Below are 12,551 nucleotides of genomic sequence, written 5' to 3' on the forward strand. Positions count from 1 at the left end.
TCTACGCGGGGTGACCTACCTCTGGGCAGGGCGTCCTGAAGACCGGACGATCATCGGCTCCTTAGGCCGACCGGGTGGTGGCCCCCGACGCCCCGACGGAACCCTCCGCGGCCGCCTCCGCGGCGACCTTGGCCGCCGCCTGGGCCGCGGCCTCCGCCGCCGCCCGCTCGACCTTCTCCGGCGTGACGAAACGGTAGCCGACGTTGCGGACCGTACCGATCAGCGACTCGTGCTCGGGGCCGAGTTTCGCCCGCAGCCGCCGTACGTGCACGTCGACCGTCCGGGTGCCGCCGAAGTAGTCGTAGCCCCAGACCTCCTGGAGCAGCTGGGCGCGGGTGAAGACCCGGCCCGGATGCTGCGCGAGGTACTTGAGCAGCTCGAACTCCTTGAAGGTGAGGTCCAGCACCCGCCCCTTGAGCTTGGCGGAGTACGTGGCCTCGTCCACCGACAGGTCGCCGTTGCGGATCTCCATGGGGGAGTCGTCCGAGCCGAGCTGCTGGCGGCCGGTGGCCAGCCGCAGGCGCGCCTCGACCTCGGCGGGACCGGCGGTGTCCAGGAGTACGTCGTCGATGCCCCAGTCGGCGGTGACGGCCGCCAGGCCGCCCTCGGTGACGACGAGGATCAGCGGGCAGCCGGGGCCGGTGGAGCGCAGCAGCTGGCACAGCGAGCGGACCTGTGGCAGATCGCGGCGGCCGTCGACGAGGATGACGTCGGCGCCGGGGGTGTCCACGAGGGCGGGGCCCTCGGCCGGCGCCACCCGGACGTTGTGCAGCAGCAGGCCGAGTGCGGGCAGCACTTCGGTGGACGGCTGCAATGCGTTGGTGAGCAGCAGGAGCGAGCTCATGACCGACCACCTGCCCGGGTCGGACGGTGGTGCACGGATCGCTGGTCCATCACGTCGGTTCCTCCTCGGTCCCGTCGAGGACGTGCGCGGTACTGCTTCGTACGTGTCGCCTGGTGCCCTCGCGGTCCCGCGCCCCGGGAGTCCGCTTCGGATACCACTGTTCTCGGTTCGTTCAACGTGCTGAAAGCACAAAAGGACCCGGGGGCCACATTGCCCGGATCCTCTCGCCAGCAGAATAGCCCACCCGCCGTTTCGGGGCCGAGGCTCTCCTGCTTCGTCTTCTGTGGTTCCTGCCACCCTCCTGCCACGTTTCCGCCCTGCGTATGCACCGGTTTCACCGGATCGGGGGCATGCGCGACGGCGCCGGTCGCCCGCCCGGGCGCACGGACGGCGCGTCGGGGCACGCCGGGGGCGGCGGCGCGAGGGGCCATCATGGAGGCCGACGGTAGAGAGCCGACGATAGGAGCTGCAGTGGCAACCGGAACCATCCGCTACTGGGCGGCGGCCAAGGCCGCGGCCGGGACTGCGGAGGAGCCGTACTCGGCGCTGACACTGGCCGAGGCGCTCGAGGGCGTGCGGGAACGCCACCCCGGGGAGCTGACCCGGGTCCTGCTGCGCTGCTCCTTCCTCGTGAACGAAGAACCTGTGGGCAAGCGCCCGCACGATTCCGTGCCGCTGACCGAGGGGGGCACCGTCGAGGTGCTCCCGCCGTTCGCGGGCGGGTGAGCGGGAGCCGATGAGCACGCCAGAGGAACAGCAGCGCCGGCAGTACGCGCAGCAGCAGTCACAGCAGCATCAGGCGCAGCAGCAGCAGTCGCCGCCGCAGCAGCAGTCGCAGTCGCCGCAGCCGCAGGATCCGTACGGGACCCAGACCTGGCAGGCCGACACCTGGGACACCGGTTACCAGCCGGTGCACCCGCCGCTGGGCGCGGTGCCGGGGCAGCCCGTCGCGCCCGAGGGCTGGTTCCGGGAGGAGGACGCCGCCCAGGCCCCGGCCGCCGGTACGGGAGTGCCGTGGCCGGACGGCTCCGCCGCCGGGGCGGGTGCGGGAGCCGCGCCCGGACACGCCGGGGCCCACCCGTCGTACGAGCCCCATTCCCAGCCCCAGCCCCAGTCCCAGTCCCAGTCCCAGTCCCAGTCCCAGTCCCACTCCCAGGTTCCGGCCGAGGGTGCCTCCTGGGGGGCGGCCGCCCCCCAGGAGCCGCAGGGGCTGGCTCCGGAGGGCTGGTTCCGGGACGAGGCTCCGGCTCCGGCAGAGCCCGCTCCGGCGGCGCAGGACTGGTCGCAGGGCGGTCCGGGTACGGGCGTGCCCGCGCCCGCGTCCGCCGCCGAGACGGCGTACCTGCCGCCGTACCCCGGTCCCGGGCCGGAGCAGGGCGCCGCCGCCGAGCAGACCGCGTACCTGCCGCCCTACCCCGGGCCGGCGCAGCAGCAGGCCGTGGCTCCGGAGGGCTGGTTCCGGGACGAGGCTCCGGCTCCGGCCGCGCCCGCACCCGGGCCGGACTGGTCGCAGGGTGCCGGGACGGCCGTCTCGGCGGCCGAGACGGCATATCTGCCGCCGTACCCGGGTCCCGGGCCGGAGCAGGGCGCCGCCGCCGAGCAGACCGCGTACCTGCCGCCCTTCCCCGGCCCCGAGCCGCAGGCCCAGGAGCCCGCGGTCGCCGCCGCCGAGCAGACGGCCTACCTCCCGCCCCAGGCCGCCGCCGACCCGGCTCCGGCCCGGGCCCAGGCCCAGGCTCCGGCCGGGAGCGCCGCCGGGGCGCCGGAGGCCCCCGCCGACTGGTCCCCGCCCACCCTCGGCGGGAACACCCTGCGGGCCGTGGACCCGGCCCAGGCCCGGGCCGAAGGCCGGTCGCCGATCATCGACCCGGGGCCGCAGTCGGCCATACTGACCGCCGCCCTCGGGCTGCTGCTCGCCGCGGCCGCCGCCCTCGGGCAGTTCGCCCTGCTCGTGCCGCTGATCGCCCTCCAGGGGCTCACCGCGGCCGGCTGGTTCCGCCTCAACGGCATGTGGCCCGCCCGGCAGGGCATCGCCCTCGCCTTCGCGGGAGCCCTGGTCGCCGACGCGGCGGTGCTCGCGGTGGAGGACGCGTACGGGGCCGGCGCGATCGTCGGCACCCTCGGCGCCTGGGTGCTGCTCACCCTCGTCCTGCAGCTGCGCAGCCACGCGGACCCCGACGAGCGGATGTACGGGCTGATGGCCTCGGTGGCCTCGGCCGCCCTCGCCATCATCTGCGCCGGCTACCTGGCCGCCGACACCGCCGCCGTCACGGTCGGCGCCGCCGCGGTGGCGGTCGCCGTCTTCGTCCGCGCGCTGCCGCTGCCCACCGCCACCTCGGTCGGCGTCTCGCTGGCCTCGGCCGCCGGAGCGGGCGTCGCGGTCGGCGGGCTCACCTCCGTCGGGGTCGGCGGGGCGCTGCTCGGCCTGGCCGCCGGGGTGTGCGCGCTGGTCGGGCTGCGCGTGGCGGCGTACGACTACCCGTCGAAGTTCGTGCACATGACGGCCGGTGTCGCGCTGCCGCTCGCGGCCGCCGCTCCCGCCGTGTACCTGATCGGGCGGGTGGTGGGCTGATACCCGTCCGACGCGGAGCATGGTCAACTAGAACGCACGTACCGATTAGTAGGGGGTGGGCGCGTGCGGGTTCTGCGTGTCGTCGTGATCGTCGGAGTGGTGCTGGCGGCCCTGTTCGCCGGGGTGGACCGGTGGGCGGTCGGCTACGCCGAGAACCGGCTGGCCGAGCGGATACAGGCCCGCCAGGGGCTGGCCGGCACCGCCGAGGTGGAGATCCACGGGTTCCCCTTCCTCACCCAGGCGCTCAGTCACGACCTGGACCGGGTCGACCTCGGCCTGCGGGGCGTCGAGGTCACGGCGGACGGCCGCAAGACGCGGCTCGCGGAGCTCGACGCGAGCTTCCACGGCGTGAAGCTGAACGGTGACTACAGCGGCGGCACGGCCGAGCGGGCCACCGGCAGCGCGCTCATCACCTACGCCGACCTGACCGCCGCCTCGCAGACCGGCGCGACCCTCTCCTACGGCGGCGCGCCCGGCAAGGTGAAGGTCACCGCGTCGGTGGACATCGTCGGCCGGACGCTGTCGCGCAGCGTGATCTCGACGATCACGCTCGTGGACGCGCCGGACTCCAAGGGCGGCAAGATCGTCCGGGTGCACGCCGAGGAGGTCCCGGGCGAGGGCATCCCCGGCCTGGAGCGCCAGGTGCGCAAGCGGACCGACTTCGACCGCGACCTCGGCACCGGCCTCCCGGCCGGGCTCCAGCTCTCGGCGCTGACCTCGGACGAGGCCGGTGTGCACCTCACCCTCGGCGGCTCGAACGTGGTGATGGCCGGATCGTGAGACGGAGCGGTCCGATCCGCAGAAGGACGGGCCGCTCGACGGGCCGCAGGGGTGCCGGGGCGCCCGGAACGGGTCTTCTCATCCCACTATACGGACGATCCTGTCTCGGAATATGACACACCGGTGACAGGGCGGCTGATTCGTCCCTACGATCCATGGCTATGAAGCATCAGCAGGCGGACCTCACGAAGCGACGGGCAGTAGACCTGTGTCGCGTCGCCGCCATGCTCTGTCGATCCATGTGACGTGTGAGCGCATCCGCTCCATCAGCCGGACGACGGCCCCACCGGCCCTTTCCCGCGTGACCGCACCTGCCTCCTGACCCCTGACGCCTCCCCGCGCAGGAGACCGAGCGCACCCGCAGGCACGCAGCACAGCGCAACCCGCACCGCCCCGCCGCACACTGCCCCGGAGGAGAACACCATGAGCCGCAGCGACGTCCTCGTAGACGCCGACTGGGTCGAGGCCCACCTGAACGACGCCAATGTCGTCATCGTCGAGGTGGACGAGGACACGTCCGCGTACGACAAGAACCACATCACCAACGCCGTCCGGATCGACTGGAAGAGCGACCTCCAGGACCCGGTCCGCCGCGACTTCGTGGACCAGGAGGGCTTCGAGAAGCTCCTCTCCGCCAAGGGCATCTCCAACGACGACACCGTCGTCCTCTACGGCGGCAACAACAACTGGTTCGCCTCCTACGCCTACTGGTACTTCAAGCTCTACGGCCACCAGGACGTCAAGCTCCTCGACGGCGGCCGCAAGAAGTGGGAGCTCGACTCCCGCGACCTGGTCGACGGCAAGGACGTCCCGAACCGCCCGGCCACCGAGTACAAGGCCAAGGCCCAGGACAGCTCGATCCGCGCCTTCCGCGACGACGTCGTGGCCGCGATCGGCTCCCTGAACCTGGTCGACGTCCGCTCCCCCGACGAGTTCTCGGGCAAGCTGCTCGCCCCGGCGCACCTCCCGCAGGAGCAGTCGCAGCGCCCCGGCCACGTGCCCAGCGCCCGCAACATCCCGTGGTCGAAGAACGCCAACGACGACGGCACCTTCAAGTCGGACGACGAGCTCAAGGCCCTCTACGAGGCCGAGCAGGTCGACCTGGCGAAGGACACCATCGCCTACTGCCGCATCGGTGAGCGCTCCGCGCTCACGTGGTTCGTGCTGCACGAGCTCCTGGGTCAGGAGAACGTCAAGAACTACGACGGCTCGTGGACCGAGTACGGCTCGCTGGTCGGCGTGCCGATCGAGCTCGGCCCCAACAAGTAATTCCCGGGCACGCGACGCCCTCGTAGGTACGACTTCTCTCAGGACAGGACAGAGAACATGTGTGGAGCACAGATCGGCGGGCCCGACCTCGCGACCCTCAAGCCCGGTGAGACCGCGATCCAGGGCCAGGTGACCAAGGACGGCGAGCCCGTCAGCGGTTACGTGCGGCTGCTGGACTCGACCGGTGAGTTCACCGCCGAGGTCCCGACCTCGGCCACCGGCCAGTTCCGCTTCTACGCCGCCACCGGCTCCTGGACGCTGCGGGCGCTCGTCCCGGGTGCCCAGGCGGACCGTGCCGTCGTGGTCGCCGAGGCCGGCGGCGTGACGGACGTGGCGATCGCGGTCTGAGCGCCGCACATGTGATCGCCTGATCGAACGGCCGAAGGGCCGCACCCCCGGGGGTTGGACGCCACTGGAACGGGGTGCGGCCCTTCGTGCCGTTCCGGGCCCGGGCCTGCCGACCTACCCTGGAAGCATGTACGCCCGGCGCCGGCGCGCCTACTTCCTGCTGATGGGCGGATGCCTGGTCCTCTTCGTCTCCGCCTGGTCCTTCGTGCGCCTGTGGTCGGTCGAGGCCGCAGTGGCCATGTGCGTGGTCGCCATGGTCATCCCGCCCGTCGCCGCGATGGTCGCGAACCGGCGCGGCCCGGACGACCGCTGGTGGGACGACCCCTCGGGCGATCCGAAGTCCGACGAATGGTGGGACGAACTGGACGGAAAACGGCGCCGCGAGGACTGAATCCCCCACGAGACAAGAACGTGATCAGGCTGCGTACAACTGCTCCGACGCGCTGTGGGTCATGGGGTACGCGCGGGTAACGAACCCGCGCTTCCGGTTTTGTGGGGGACCCCGTTGGAACACGAACAGACCATCCCTGAGCAGCGGAAAGAGGGGGAGAGCGCACCGGAGTCGGAAACTTCGGCCACTCCGGTCCCGCGCCGGCGCCGCGCGGGGCGCACCACGCTCCTGATCGCGGGCGCCGCCGTGCTCGGCGTCCTCGCGGGCACCGTCACCGGCTACGCGGTCCAGTACCACCGCGAGCCCACCCCGCTGCCGCCGCTGGCCCAGCAGAAGATGGACGGGCCGAAGCCGGCCGCCATGAACGACGCGACGAGCCGCCGCTCGATCAACGCCACCCGCTGGCACAAGGCGGACGAGGACCTGGCCAAGAAGCTGCTGGACCTCCCCGGCGGTGCGCAGGACAGCTTCTCGGGTCCCGTCTCCACGGACGCGTTCTCGGCGGACTACTTCCTCGAGCCGTCCCAGGCGGTCGGCTCGCTCATCAGGGATGCCAAGCGGCTCGCCACCGCCCGGTGGTCCGAGAACGACCGGAACTTCATCGAGGTCAACCTGCTCCAGTTCCGCGACCGCGCGGGCGCCGACGACTTCTACACGGAGATCGTCCAGTACATGCCCGGCAAGGACCACGCGGGCAACACGGGCAAGGGCCTCCCGGGCGCTCCGGCGGACTTCGGGCACATATGGATCGACTCCAAGGCGCACGAGGAGCCCGGCTACCACCCGCTGCGGCAGGGCCGGGCCGTGGTCCGGCGCGGCGACATCGTGATGAGCATCGAGTACACGAACAACCGCGGCGAAGTCGACGAGAAGGCCCTGGTCGAGTTGGCCCAGCGACAGATGGAGCGGCTGTGAGCGAGCAGCAGAACACGACCGGGCCCGAGTCGGCGCCCGCACCCGCGGCCGAGCCCGTAGCGGCGCCCGCACCCGCGGCCGAGCCCGTAGCGGCGCCCGCACCCGAGCCGGCACCCGAGCCGGCGCCCGCACCCGAGCCGGCGGCGGCGCCCGATCCCGCACCCGCGCGCAAGAAGAACCGCAGGACGCTCGCGCTGGTCTCGGCGGCCGTGGGCGTCGTCGTCCTCGCGGGCGGCGGTGTCGCCGCCGCTGCCGCGCTCGCGGACGCCGACCGGACCGCGCCGACGCGGTACTGGATGGCCGAGGACCACACGACCGGCGGCACGCCGGCCCCGGTCCCGTCCGTGCCGCCCAACGAGCTGACGGGCAAGCTGATGCCGCTGCCCGCCAACTACTGGCCCGGTCCCGACCTCGACCCCGAGGGCAACTTCTACTACCTCCCGAGCGACAAGGCGCTGCAGAGCTTCAAGGACGCCCGTACGGGCCTCTCCAGCAGCGAGCGGGCCGAACGGGACAAGTCGCTGGCGGACCTGAAGCTCAAGGGCATGGCAGGGCGCAGCTACGGCCGGGGCGAAGGCTACGGCGGCGCGGTCGCCGAGATCCGGCTCATCCAGGCCGATCCTCAGCAGCTCGCCAAGTTCGGCGAGTTCACCAAGAAGCTGATCGAGCTCACCGCCGGCGGCGAGGCGCCCCAGGTGGAGGGCTACCCGCAGGCCAAGTGCGGGCTGGACGACTCGCTCAAGGGCGGGAAGGACGGCAAGGAGAAGATCGACGCCCTCGACTGCGTGGCCGTCGAAGGGGACGTCCTCGTGACCTTCCGCATGTACGGGAGCAAGGGATTCGCGGTGAAGGACGCCGCGAGCCTCTTCAAGCAGCAACTCGACCACCTCAAGTCCCCCGGAGAGTCCGCGTGAGCAGCGAGCAGACCACCACCGGCCCCGAGGCGGAGCCCATGCCCGCGTCCGAGCCCGTGCCGGCCGCCGAGCCCGTGCCGGCCGCCGAGCCCGTGCCCGCCGCCGCGCCCTCGTCCGAGGCCTCCCCCTGGGCGGCCCCGCCCGCCCCGCCGAAGGACCGGCGGGCGCTGCGCGCCGCCCTGCGCTGGACCGCCGCCGTCGCCGTTTTCGCCGTGGTCGGCGCCGGGGTCGCGTACGGGATCACCGTGCCGGAGCGCACCGACGTACCCGGCCTGTCCACCGAGGGCGACGGCCGCTGGACGTTCCCGAAGCTCTCCCCGCCCGCGCTGCCCGCCGGCGCCCCCCTGCCCCAGGGCCCGGACAACAAGGACGGGACGCACTACGCGCAGCTCTCCGGCCTGCTCCTGCCCGCTCCGCAGGGCGCCAAGACCGACGAAGCGGTCAAGGCGGACAAGGACGGTGCTGTGCCGGTCGACTCCTTCCTGGAGGAGTACGCGCCCGAAGCCCGCGAGAAGCTCAAGACGTCCCTCGAATGGGACGGGCTGCGGCAGATCGTCGGCCGGGGCTGGACGACGGCGGACGGCACGCGCACGCACGTCTACCTGCTGCGCTTCCACTCGTCCGGCTTCGTGGACGCCTTCAAGGGCTGCGACACCAACGCCCAGCTGAGCGGCGTCTCGGCCCTGGACCTGGACGACGTCTGGAGCAAGGCCAAGAACACGCAGATGAACAGCACCGCGCTGGACTTCCCCGGCGCCGCCAACTTCGACGGCACCGACCTCAGCGTGTACCAGGAGATGAAGCCCGTCACCGGCGAGGAGCAGACCAAGGTCGGCTGCCTCCGGACGGGTGACGTCCTGGGCATGGTCGTCCAGACCCGCAAGGGCGAGGTGGCACCCGTCCCCTTCCACCAGACGGTGATCCTGCAGAGCCAGCTGCTGAGCTGACCACCGGGCGGGCGCCGTACGGCCCACCTCACACCGTGCGCCGGTCCCCGGGCCAGTAGGCTTGGGGACCGGCCCCGTACAGCCCCGAAACGATTCCGAGGAGCACCCCGTGCTTGAGGCAGTCTTCACCTCCCTGCTGGTCCTGGTCTGCGTCGGCGTCATGGCCTTCACCGGCCTGGCCGTCAAGAAGCTGTACCAGGGTCAGCGCTGAGCACCGGCTCAGCTGACCGCCCCGGAACCCCTCCCACAGATCGCCTGAGCAGCCATTCATGATCCAGATCCCGTCCGACCTGAACCCGGGCCTCGTCCCCCTCGCCTTCCTCCTCGGCAACTGGGAGGGTGCGGGAGTCTTCGACTTCCCCGGTGAGGAGAAGTGCAACTTCGGCCAGGAGGTCGTCTTCAGCCACGACGGCCGGGACTTCCTGGAGTACACCTCCCACACCTGGGTCCTCGACGCCGAGGGCAACAAGGTGCGGCCGCTGGAGTCCGAGTCGGGTTACTGGCGCATCGACAAGGACCGCAAGGTCGAGATCGTCATGGTCCGCGACCAGGGCGTCGTCGAGGTCTGGTACGGCGAGCTGGCCGACCAGAAGCCCCAGATCGACCTGGTCACCGACGCGGTCGCCCGTACCGCGGCCTCCGGCCCGTACAGCGGGGGCAAGCGGCTCTACGGCTACGTCAAGAGCGACCTCATGTGGGTCGGCGAGAAGGCCACCCCGGACGTCGAGCTGCGCCCGTACATGTCGGCCCAGCTCAAGAAGGTCGTCACGCCCGAGGAGGTCGCCGAGATGGCGCGCAACCTCCCGGACATGCCGGACGACGGCATCGCCTTCTTCCGCTGAGCGGAAACCTCCACAGGCTGTGTACGAAAGGGGACCGCGGGCTCGACCGTGGTCCCCTTCGCACACATACACTGGCGGGGTGGTGAGCACCGAGAGCACCGAAGGAACCCCGGGCACCGACTGGAAGGCCGACCTGCGCCAGCGCGGTTACCGGCTGACCCCGCAGCGCCAGCTCGTGCTGGAAGCCGTCGACGCGCTGGAGCACGCCTCGCCGGACGAGATCCTCGCGGAAGTCCGCAGGACGGCCTCCGGTGTCAACATCTCCACCGTCTACCGGACGCTGGAGCTCCTGGAGGAGCTTGGCCTGGTCTCGCACGCCCACCTCGGGCACGGGGCCCCCACCTACCACCTGGCCGACCGGCACCACCACATCCACCTGGTCTGCCGCGACTGCGCCGACGTCATCGAGGCGGACCTCGACATCGCCGCCGAGTTCACCGCGAAGCTGCGCACGACCTTCGGTTTCGAGACCGACATGAAGCACTTCGCGATCTTCGGCCTGTGCAAGAAGTGCGCCGCCAAGCAGCGTGCCGCGTCCGCGTAGCAGGGTCGTAGGCTTGGTCGCATGACCAGCAGCCCCTTGCTCCATCTTCCCGGCGCCGTCCCGGCCGAAGGCCGCGACGAGGGCGTCGCCGCCCACTACGGCCAGCTGTACGGCGAACAGCGCTCCCTCGCGGACGGCCGCGGCTTCGTCGACCTCTCGCACCGCGGGGTCGTCTGCGTCACCGGACCGGAACGGCTGAGCTGGCTGCACCTGCTGATCACCCAGCACGTCACCGAGCTCCCGGCCGGGCAGGCCACCGAGGCGCTGATCCTCTCCGCCAACGGCCACATCGAGCACGCGCTCTACCTCGTCGACGACGGCGACACCACCTGGGTGCACGTGGAGCCCGGCACCCAGGGCGAGCTGATCGCCTACCTGGAGTCGATGAAGTTCTTCTACCGCGTCGAAGTCGCCGACCGCACCGAGGAGTTCGCGGTCGTGCACCTGCCGGCCGGCTCCATCGCCGAGATCGCCAAGGAACTCGTCGTACGCGAGACCGCGTACGGCCGTGACGTCTTCCTGCCCCGCGCCGAGCTGGAGTCCTTCGCCGCCGCGCACGGCCCGGCCGCCGGCCTCCTGGCCTACGAGGCCCTGCGCGTCGAGGGGCACCGGCCGCGGGTCGGCCTGGAGACCGACCACCGCACCATCCCGCACGAACTGGGCTGGATCGGCACCGCCGTGCACCTGCAGAAGGGCTGCTACCGCGGTCAGGAGACCGTCGCCCGCGTCCACAACCTCGGCAAGCCCCCGCGCCGCCTGGTCTTCCTGCACCTGGACGGCTCCGAGGTGGTCCTCCCGGCCCACGGCGCCCCCGTACGGCTCGCCGCGGACGGCGAGGAGGGCCGCCAGCTGGGCTTCGTGACCACCGCCGTCCGCCACCACGAACTGGGCCCGATCGCCCTCGCCCTGGTCAAGCGGAACGTCCCGGTCGACGCGCCGCTGCTGGTGGGCGGCACGGCCGCCGCGCAGGAGGTCGTCGTGGCGCCCTGACGCGCCGCGCCTACACGTCGACGACGATGGTGAACGGGCCGTGGTTGGTCAGCGACACCCGCATGTCCGCCCCGAAGCGGCCCGTCGCCACCGTCGCGCCCAGCGCCCGCAGCTGCGCGACGACCTCGTCGACCAGCGGCTCGGCGACCGGACCGGGCGCCGCCGCGTTCCACGTGGGGCGCCGCCCCTTGCGGGCGTCGCCGTACAGCGTGAACTGGGAGATCACCAGCAGCGGTGCGCCGTTGTCGCTGCAGGACTTCTCGCCCTCCAGGATCCGCACGGACCACAGCTTGCGCGCCAGCACCGCCGCCTTCTCCGGCGTGTCGTCGTGGGTGACCCCCACCAGCACGCACAGCCCCTCGCCGACGATCTCGCCCACGGTCTCGCCGCCGACGACGACACTCGCGCCGTCCACCCTCTGCACCACAGCTCGCATACCACCTGTGTACCAGCCTTGCACCCGTCCGGGGCCGATCGGGTGGAGTGGGACTGCACCGGGGCCACGGAGAGTGGCACGATGCACGCAGGCGGTGCGGGTGCGCCGCACCGGTCGAGGGGACGGACCCGAACGTCATGAATACCTCTGGTACCTCCGTACCTGCATCACCCGCTTCCGTCGCAGCTGCCGCGGTACGACCGCCCGCGCAGCGCACGGCCGAGACACAGGAGCCGGGGCCGGCGGCCCCGGCCACCGCGCTCGGGCTGCCCGAACTGCGCGCGCTGCGCCGCGACGCGCAGCGCGACGAGGCCGACCTGAGCTATGTGCGCAGACTGCTCCAGGGCCGTATCGACATCCTGCGTGCCGAACTCGCCCGGCGGACCGACCCCGAGGCGCCGGTGGTGGACCGGCTCTCGGTGATCCTCGCCGACGCCCCCTCCAGCCGCAGCGCCTCCGCCCGCCACGTCACGCTCGGCACCCCGCACAGCGAGGAGTACCGGGTGCTGGCGGCGGAGATGCTCGCCGACGTCGAGCTGTCGGACCTGGAGGCCCGCACGGACGGTGAACTGCACGACGGGCTGGGCCGGCTGGTGCGCTACGAGCAGCAGGTCTCGCGGCGCCGGCAGCAGCTCCAGCGCACGGCCGACGAGTGCAGTGCGGAGATCACCCGGCGGTACCGGGAGGGGGAGGCGCAGGTGGACGACCTGCTGGCGTAAGGAAATTCGGGCGACCCGCGCCGGTCGGGCGATTAGCGTG

At 72.1% G+C, this 12,551-nt stretch carries 16 protein-coding genes; 14 read left to right on the plus strand and 2 right to left on the minus strand.

The features are described from left to right. Positions 1 to 61: 61 nt before the first annotated feature. Positions 62 to 844, minus strand: coding sequence for a response regulator transcription factor (locus tag IG86_RS0128835; RefSeq protein ID WP_030823203.1), 783 nt, complete (start codon positions 842 to 844; stop codon positions 62 to 64). A 471-nt stretch (positions 845 to 1,315) separates the two neighbouring features. Here IG86_RS0128835 and IG86_RS0128840 point away from each other — a divergent pair, with 471 nt between their 5' ends. From IG86_RS0128840 to ygfZ, 13 genes are all read left to right on the plus strand, one after another. Further along, positions 1,316 to 1,570 (plus strand): MoaD/ThiS family protein, encoded by a 255-nt coding sequence (locus IG86_RS0128840; protein WP_030659045.1) that lies wholly within the window; start codon positions 1,316 to 1,318, stop codon positions 1,568 to 1,570. A gap of 580 nt (positions 1,571 to 2,150) precedes the next feature. Next, the gene (locus IG86_RS44705) at positions 2,151 to 3,416 is read left to right on the plus strand and encodes a hypothetical protein (RefSeq protein WP_051785488.1); all 1,266 of its coding nucleotides are present in this window, start codon (positions 2,151 to 2,153) and stop codon (positions 3,414 to 3,416) included. 63 nt (positions 3,417 to 3,479) lie between these two features. Continuing rightward, positions 3,480 to 4,196 carry an LmeA family phospholipid-binding protein gene (locus IG86_RS0128850; RefSeq protein ID WP_030823209.1) on the plus strand — a complete coding sequence of 239 codons (717 nt, stop codon included), beginning with the start codon at positions 3,480 to 3,482 and terminating at the stop codon, positions 4,194 to 4,196. Positions 4,197 to 4,357: 161 nt separating this feature from the next. Continuing rightward, a complete protein-coding gene (locus IG86_RS45595; RefSeq protein WP_350206375.1) occupies positions 4,358 to 4,441 on the plus strand; it encodes a putative leader peptide in 84 nt (27 codons plus the stop codon). A 178-nt stretch (positions 4,442 to 4,619) separates the two neighbouring features. Next, a complete protein-coding gene (locus IG86_RS0128855) occupies positions 4,620 to 5,465 on the plus strand; it encodes a sulfurtransferase (protein WP_030659040.1) in 846 nt (281 codons plus the stop codon). 57 nt (positions 5,466 to 5,522) lie between these two features. Then, a complete protein-coding gene (locus tag IG86_RS0128860) occupies positions 5,523 to 5,813 on the plus strand; it encodes a DUF1416 domain-containing protein (RefSeq protein ID WP_030030422.1) in 291 nt (96 codons plus the stop codon). Between the two features lie 127 nt (positions 5,814 to 5,940). Continuing rightward, entirely contained in the window at positions 5,941 to 6,204 is a 264-nt protein-coding gene (locus tag IG86_RS0128865) for a DUF3099 domain-containing protein (protein WP_030823212.1), read from the plus strand. A gap of 114 nt (positions 6,205 to 6,318) precedes the next feature. Continuing rightward, the gene (locus tag IG86_RS0128870) at positions 6,319 to 7,119 is read left to right on the plus strand and encodes a hypothetical protein (RefSeq protein WP_234379084.1); all 801 of its coding nucleotides are present in this window, start codon (positions 6,319 to 6,321) and stop codon (positions 7,117 to 7,119) included. Continuing rightward, on the plus strand, positions 7,116 to 8,033 hold the full coding sequence (locus tag IG86_RS44020) for a hypothetical protein (RefSeq protein WP_078906072.1): 918 nt from the start codon (positions 7,116 to 7,118) through the stop codon (positions 8,031 to 8,033). The genes IG86_RS0128870 and IG86_RS44020 overlap by 4 nt, the downstream gene beginning before the upstream one ends. Beyond that, a complete protein-coding gene (locus IG86_RS0128880) occupies positions 8,030 to 8,980 on the plus strand; it encodes a hypothetical protein (protein WP_030900757.1) in 951 nt (316 codons plus the stop codon). The genes IG86_RS44020 and IG86_RS0128880 overlap by 4 nt, the downstream gene beginning before the upstream one ends. Positions 8,981 to 9,249: 269 nt before the next feature. Further along, positions 9,250 to 9,822, plus strand: coding sequence for a heme-binding beta-barrel domain-containing protein (locus IG86_RS0128890; RefSeq protein ID WP_030659031.1), 573 nt, complete (start codon positions 9,250 to 9,252; stop codon positions 9,820 to 9,822). Positions 9,823 to 9,901: 79 nt separating this feature from the next. Further along, positions 9,902 to 10,366 carry a Fur family transcriptional regulator gene (locus IG86_RS0128895; RefSeq protein ID WP_234315967.1) on the plus strand — a complete coding sequence of 155 codons (465 nt, stop codon included), beginning with the start codon at positions 9,902 to 9,904 and terminating at the stop codon, positions 10,364 to 10,366. Between the two features lie 21 nt (positions 10,367 to 10,387). After that, positions 10,388 to 11,356, plus strand: a complete 969-nt coding sequence (gene ygfZ / locus IG86_RS0128900) for a CAF17-like 4Fe-4S cluster assembly/insertion protein YgfZ (protein WP_030900761.1) — start codon at positions 10,388 to 10,390, stop codon at positions 11,354 to 11,356. A 10-nt stretch (positions 11,357 to 11,366) separates the two neighbouring features. Here ygfZ and dtd read toward each other — a convergent pair whose 3' ends face one another. Next, a complete protein-coding gene (gene dtd / locus IG86_RS0128905) occupies positions 11,367 to 11,792 on the minus strand; it encodes a D-aminoacyl-tRNA deacylase (protein WP_030659025.1) in 426 nt (141 codons plus the stop codon). A 137-nt stretch (positions 11,793 to 11,929) separates the two neighbouring features. Between dtd and IG86_RS0128910 the strand changes: the two genes are divergently transcribed. Further along, complete coding sequence (locus tag IG86_RS0128910; RefSeq protein ID WP_030823232.1) at positions 11,930 to 12,511, plus strand: RsiG family protein; 582 nt, start codon at positions 11,930 to 11,932, stop codon at positions 12,509 to 12,511. The last annotated feature ends 40 nt before the right edge of the window (positions 12,512 to 12,551 follow it).

Origin of the sequence: Streptomyces virginiae (assembly GCF_000720455.1) — a bacterium.
In the GTDB taxonomy this organism is placed as follows: domain Bacteria; phylum Actinomycetota; class Actinomycetes; order Streptomycetales; family Streptomycetaceae; genus Streptomyces; species Streptomyces virginiae.

Excerpts from the sequence above, each read along its gene's own strand:
- IG86_RS0128835 (WP_030823203.1), bottom strand. The coding sequence starts at position 844 with ATGAGCTCGCTCCTGCTGCTCACCAACGCATTGCAGCCGTCCACCGAA.
- IG86_RS45595 (WP_350206375.1), top strand. The coding sequence starts at position 4,358 with ATGAAGCATCAGCAGGCGGACCTCACGAAGCGACGGGCAGTAGACCTG.
- IG86_RS0128855 (WP_030659040.1), top strand. The coding sequence starts at position 4,620 with ATGAGCCGCAGCGACGTCCTCGTAGACGCCGACTGGGTCGAGGCCCAC.
- IG86_RS0128860 (WP_030030422.1), top strand. The coding sequence starts at position 5,523 with ATGTGTGGAGCACAGATCGGCGGGCCCGACCTCGCGACCCTCAAGCCC.
- IG86_RS0128865 (WP_030823212.1), top strand. The coding sequence starts at position 5,941 with ATGTACGCCCGGCGCCGGCGCGCCTACTTCCTGCTGATGGGCGGATGC.
- IG86_RS0128890 (WP_030659031.1), top strand. The coding sequence starts at position 9,250 with ATGATCCAGATCCCGTCCGACCTGAACCCGGGCCTCGTCCCCCTCGCC.
- ygfZ (WP_030900761.1), top strand. The coding sequence starts at position 10,388 with ATGACCAGCAGCCCCTTGCTCCATCTTCCCGGCGCCGTCCCGGCCGAA.
- dtd (WP_030659025.1), bottom strand. The coding sequence starts at position 11,792 with ATGCGAGCTGTGGTGCAGAGGGTGGACGGCGCGAGTGTCGTCGTCGGC.
- IG86_RS0128910 (WP_030823232.1), top strand. The coding sequence starts at position 11,930 with ATGAATACCTCTGGTACCTCCGTACCTGCATCACCCGCTTCCGTCGCA.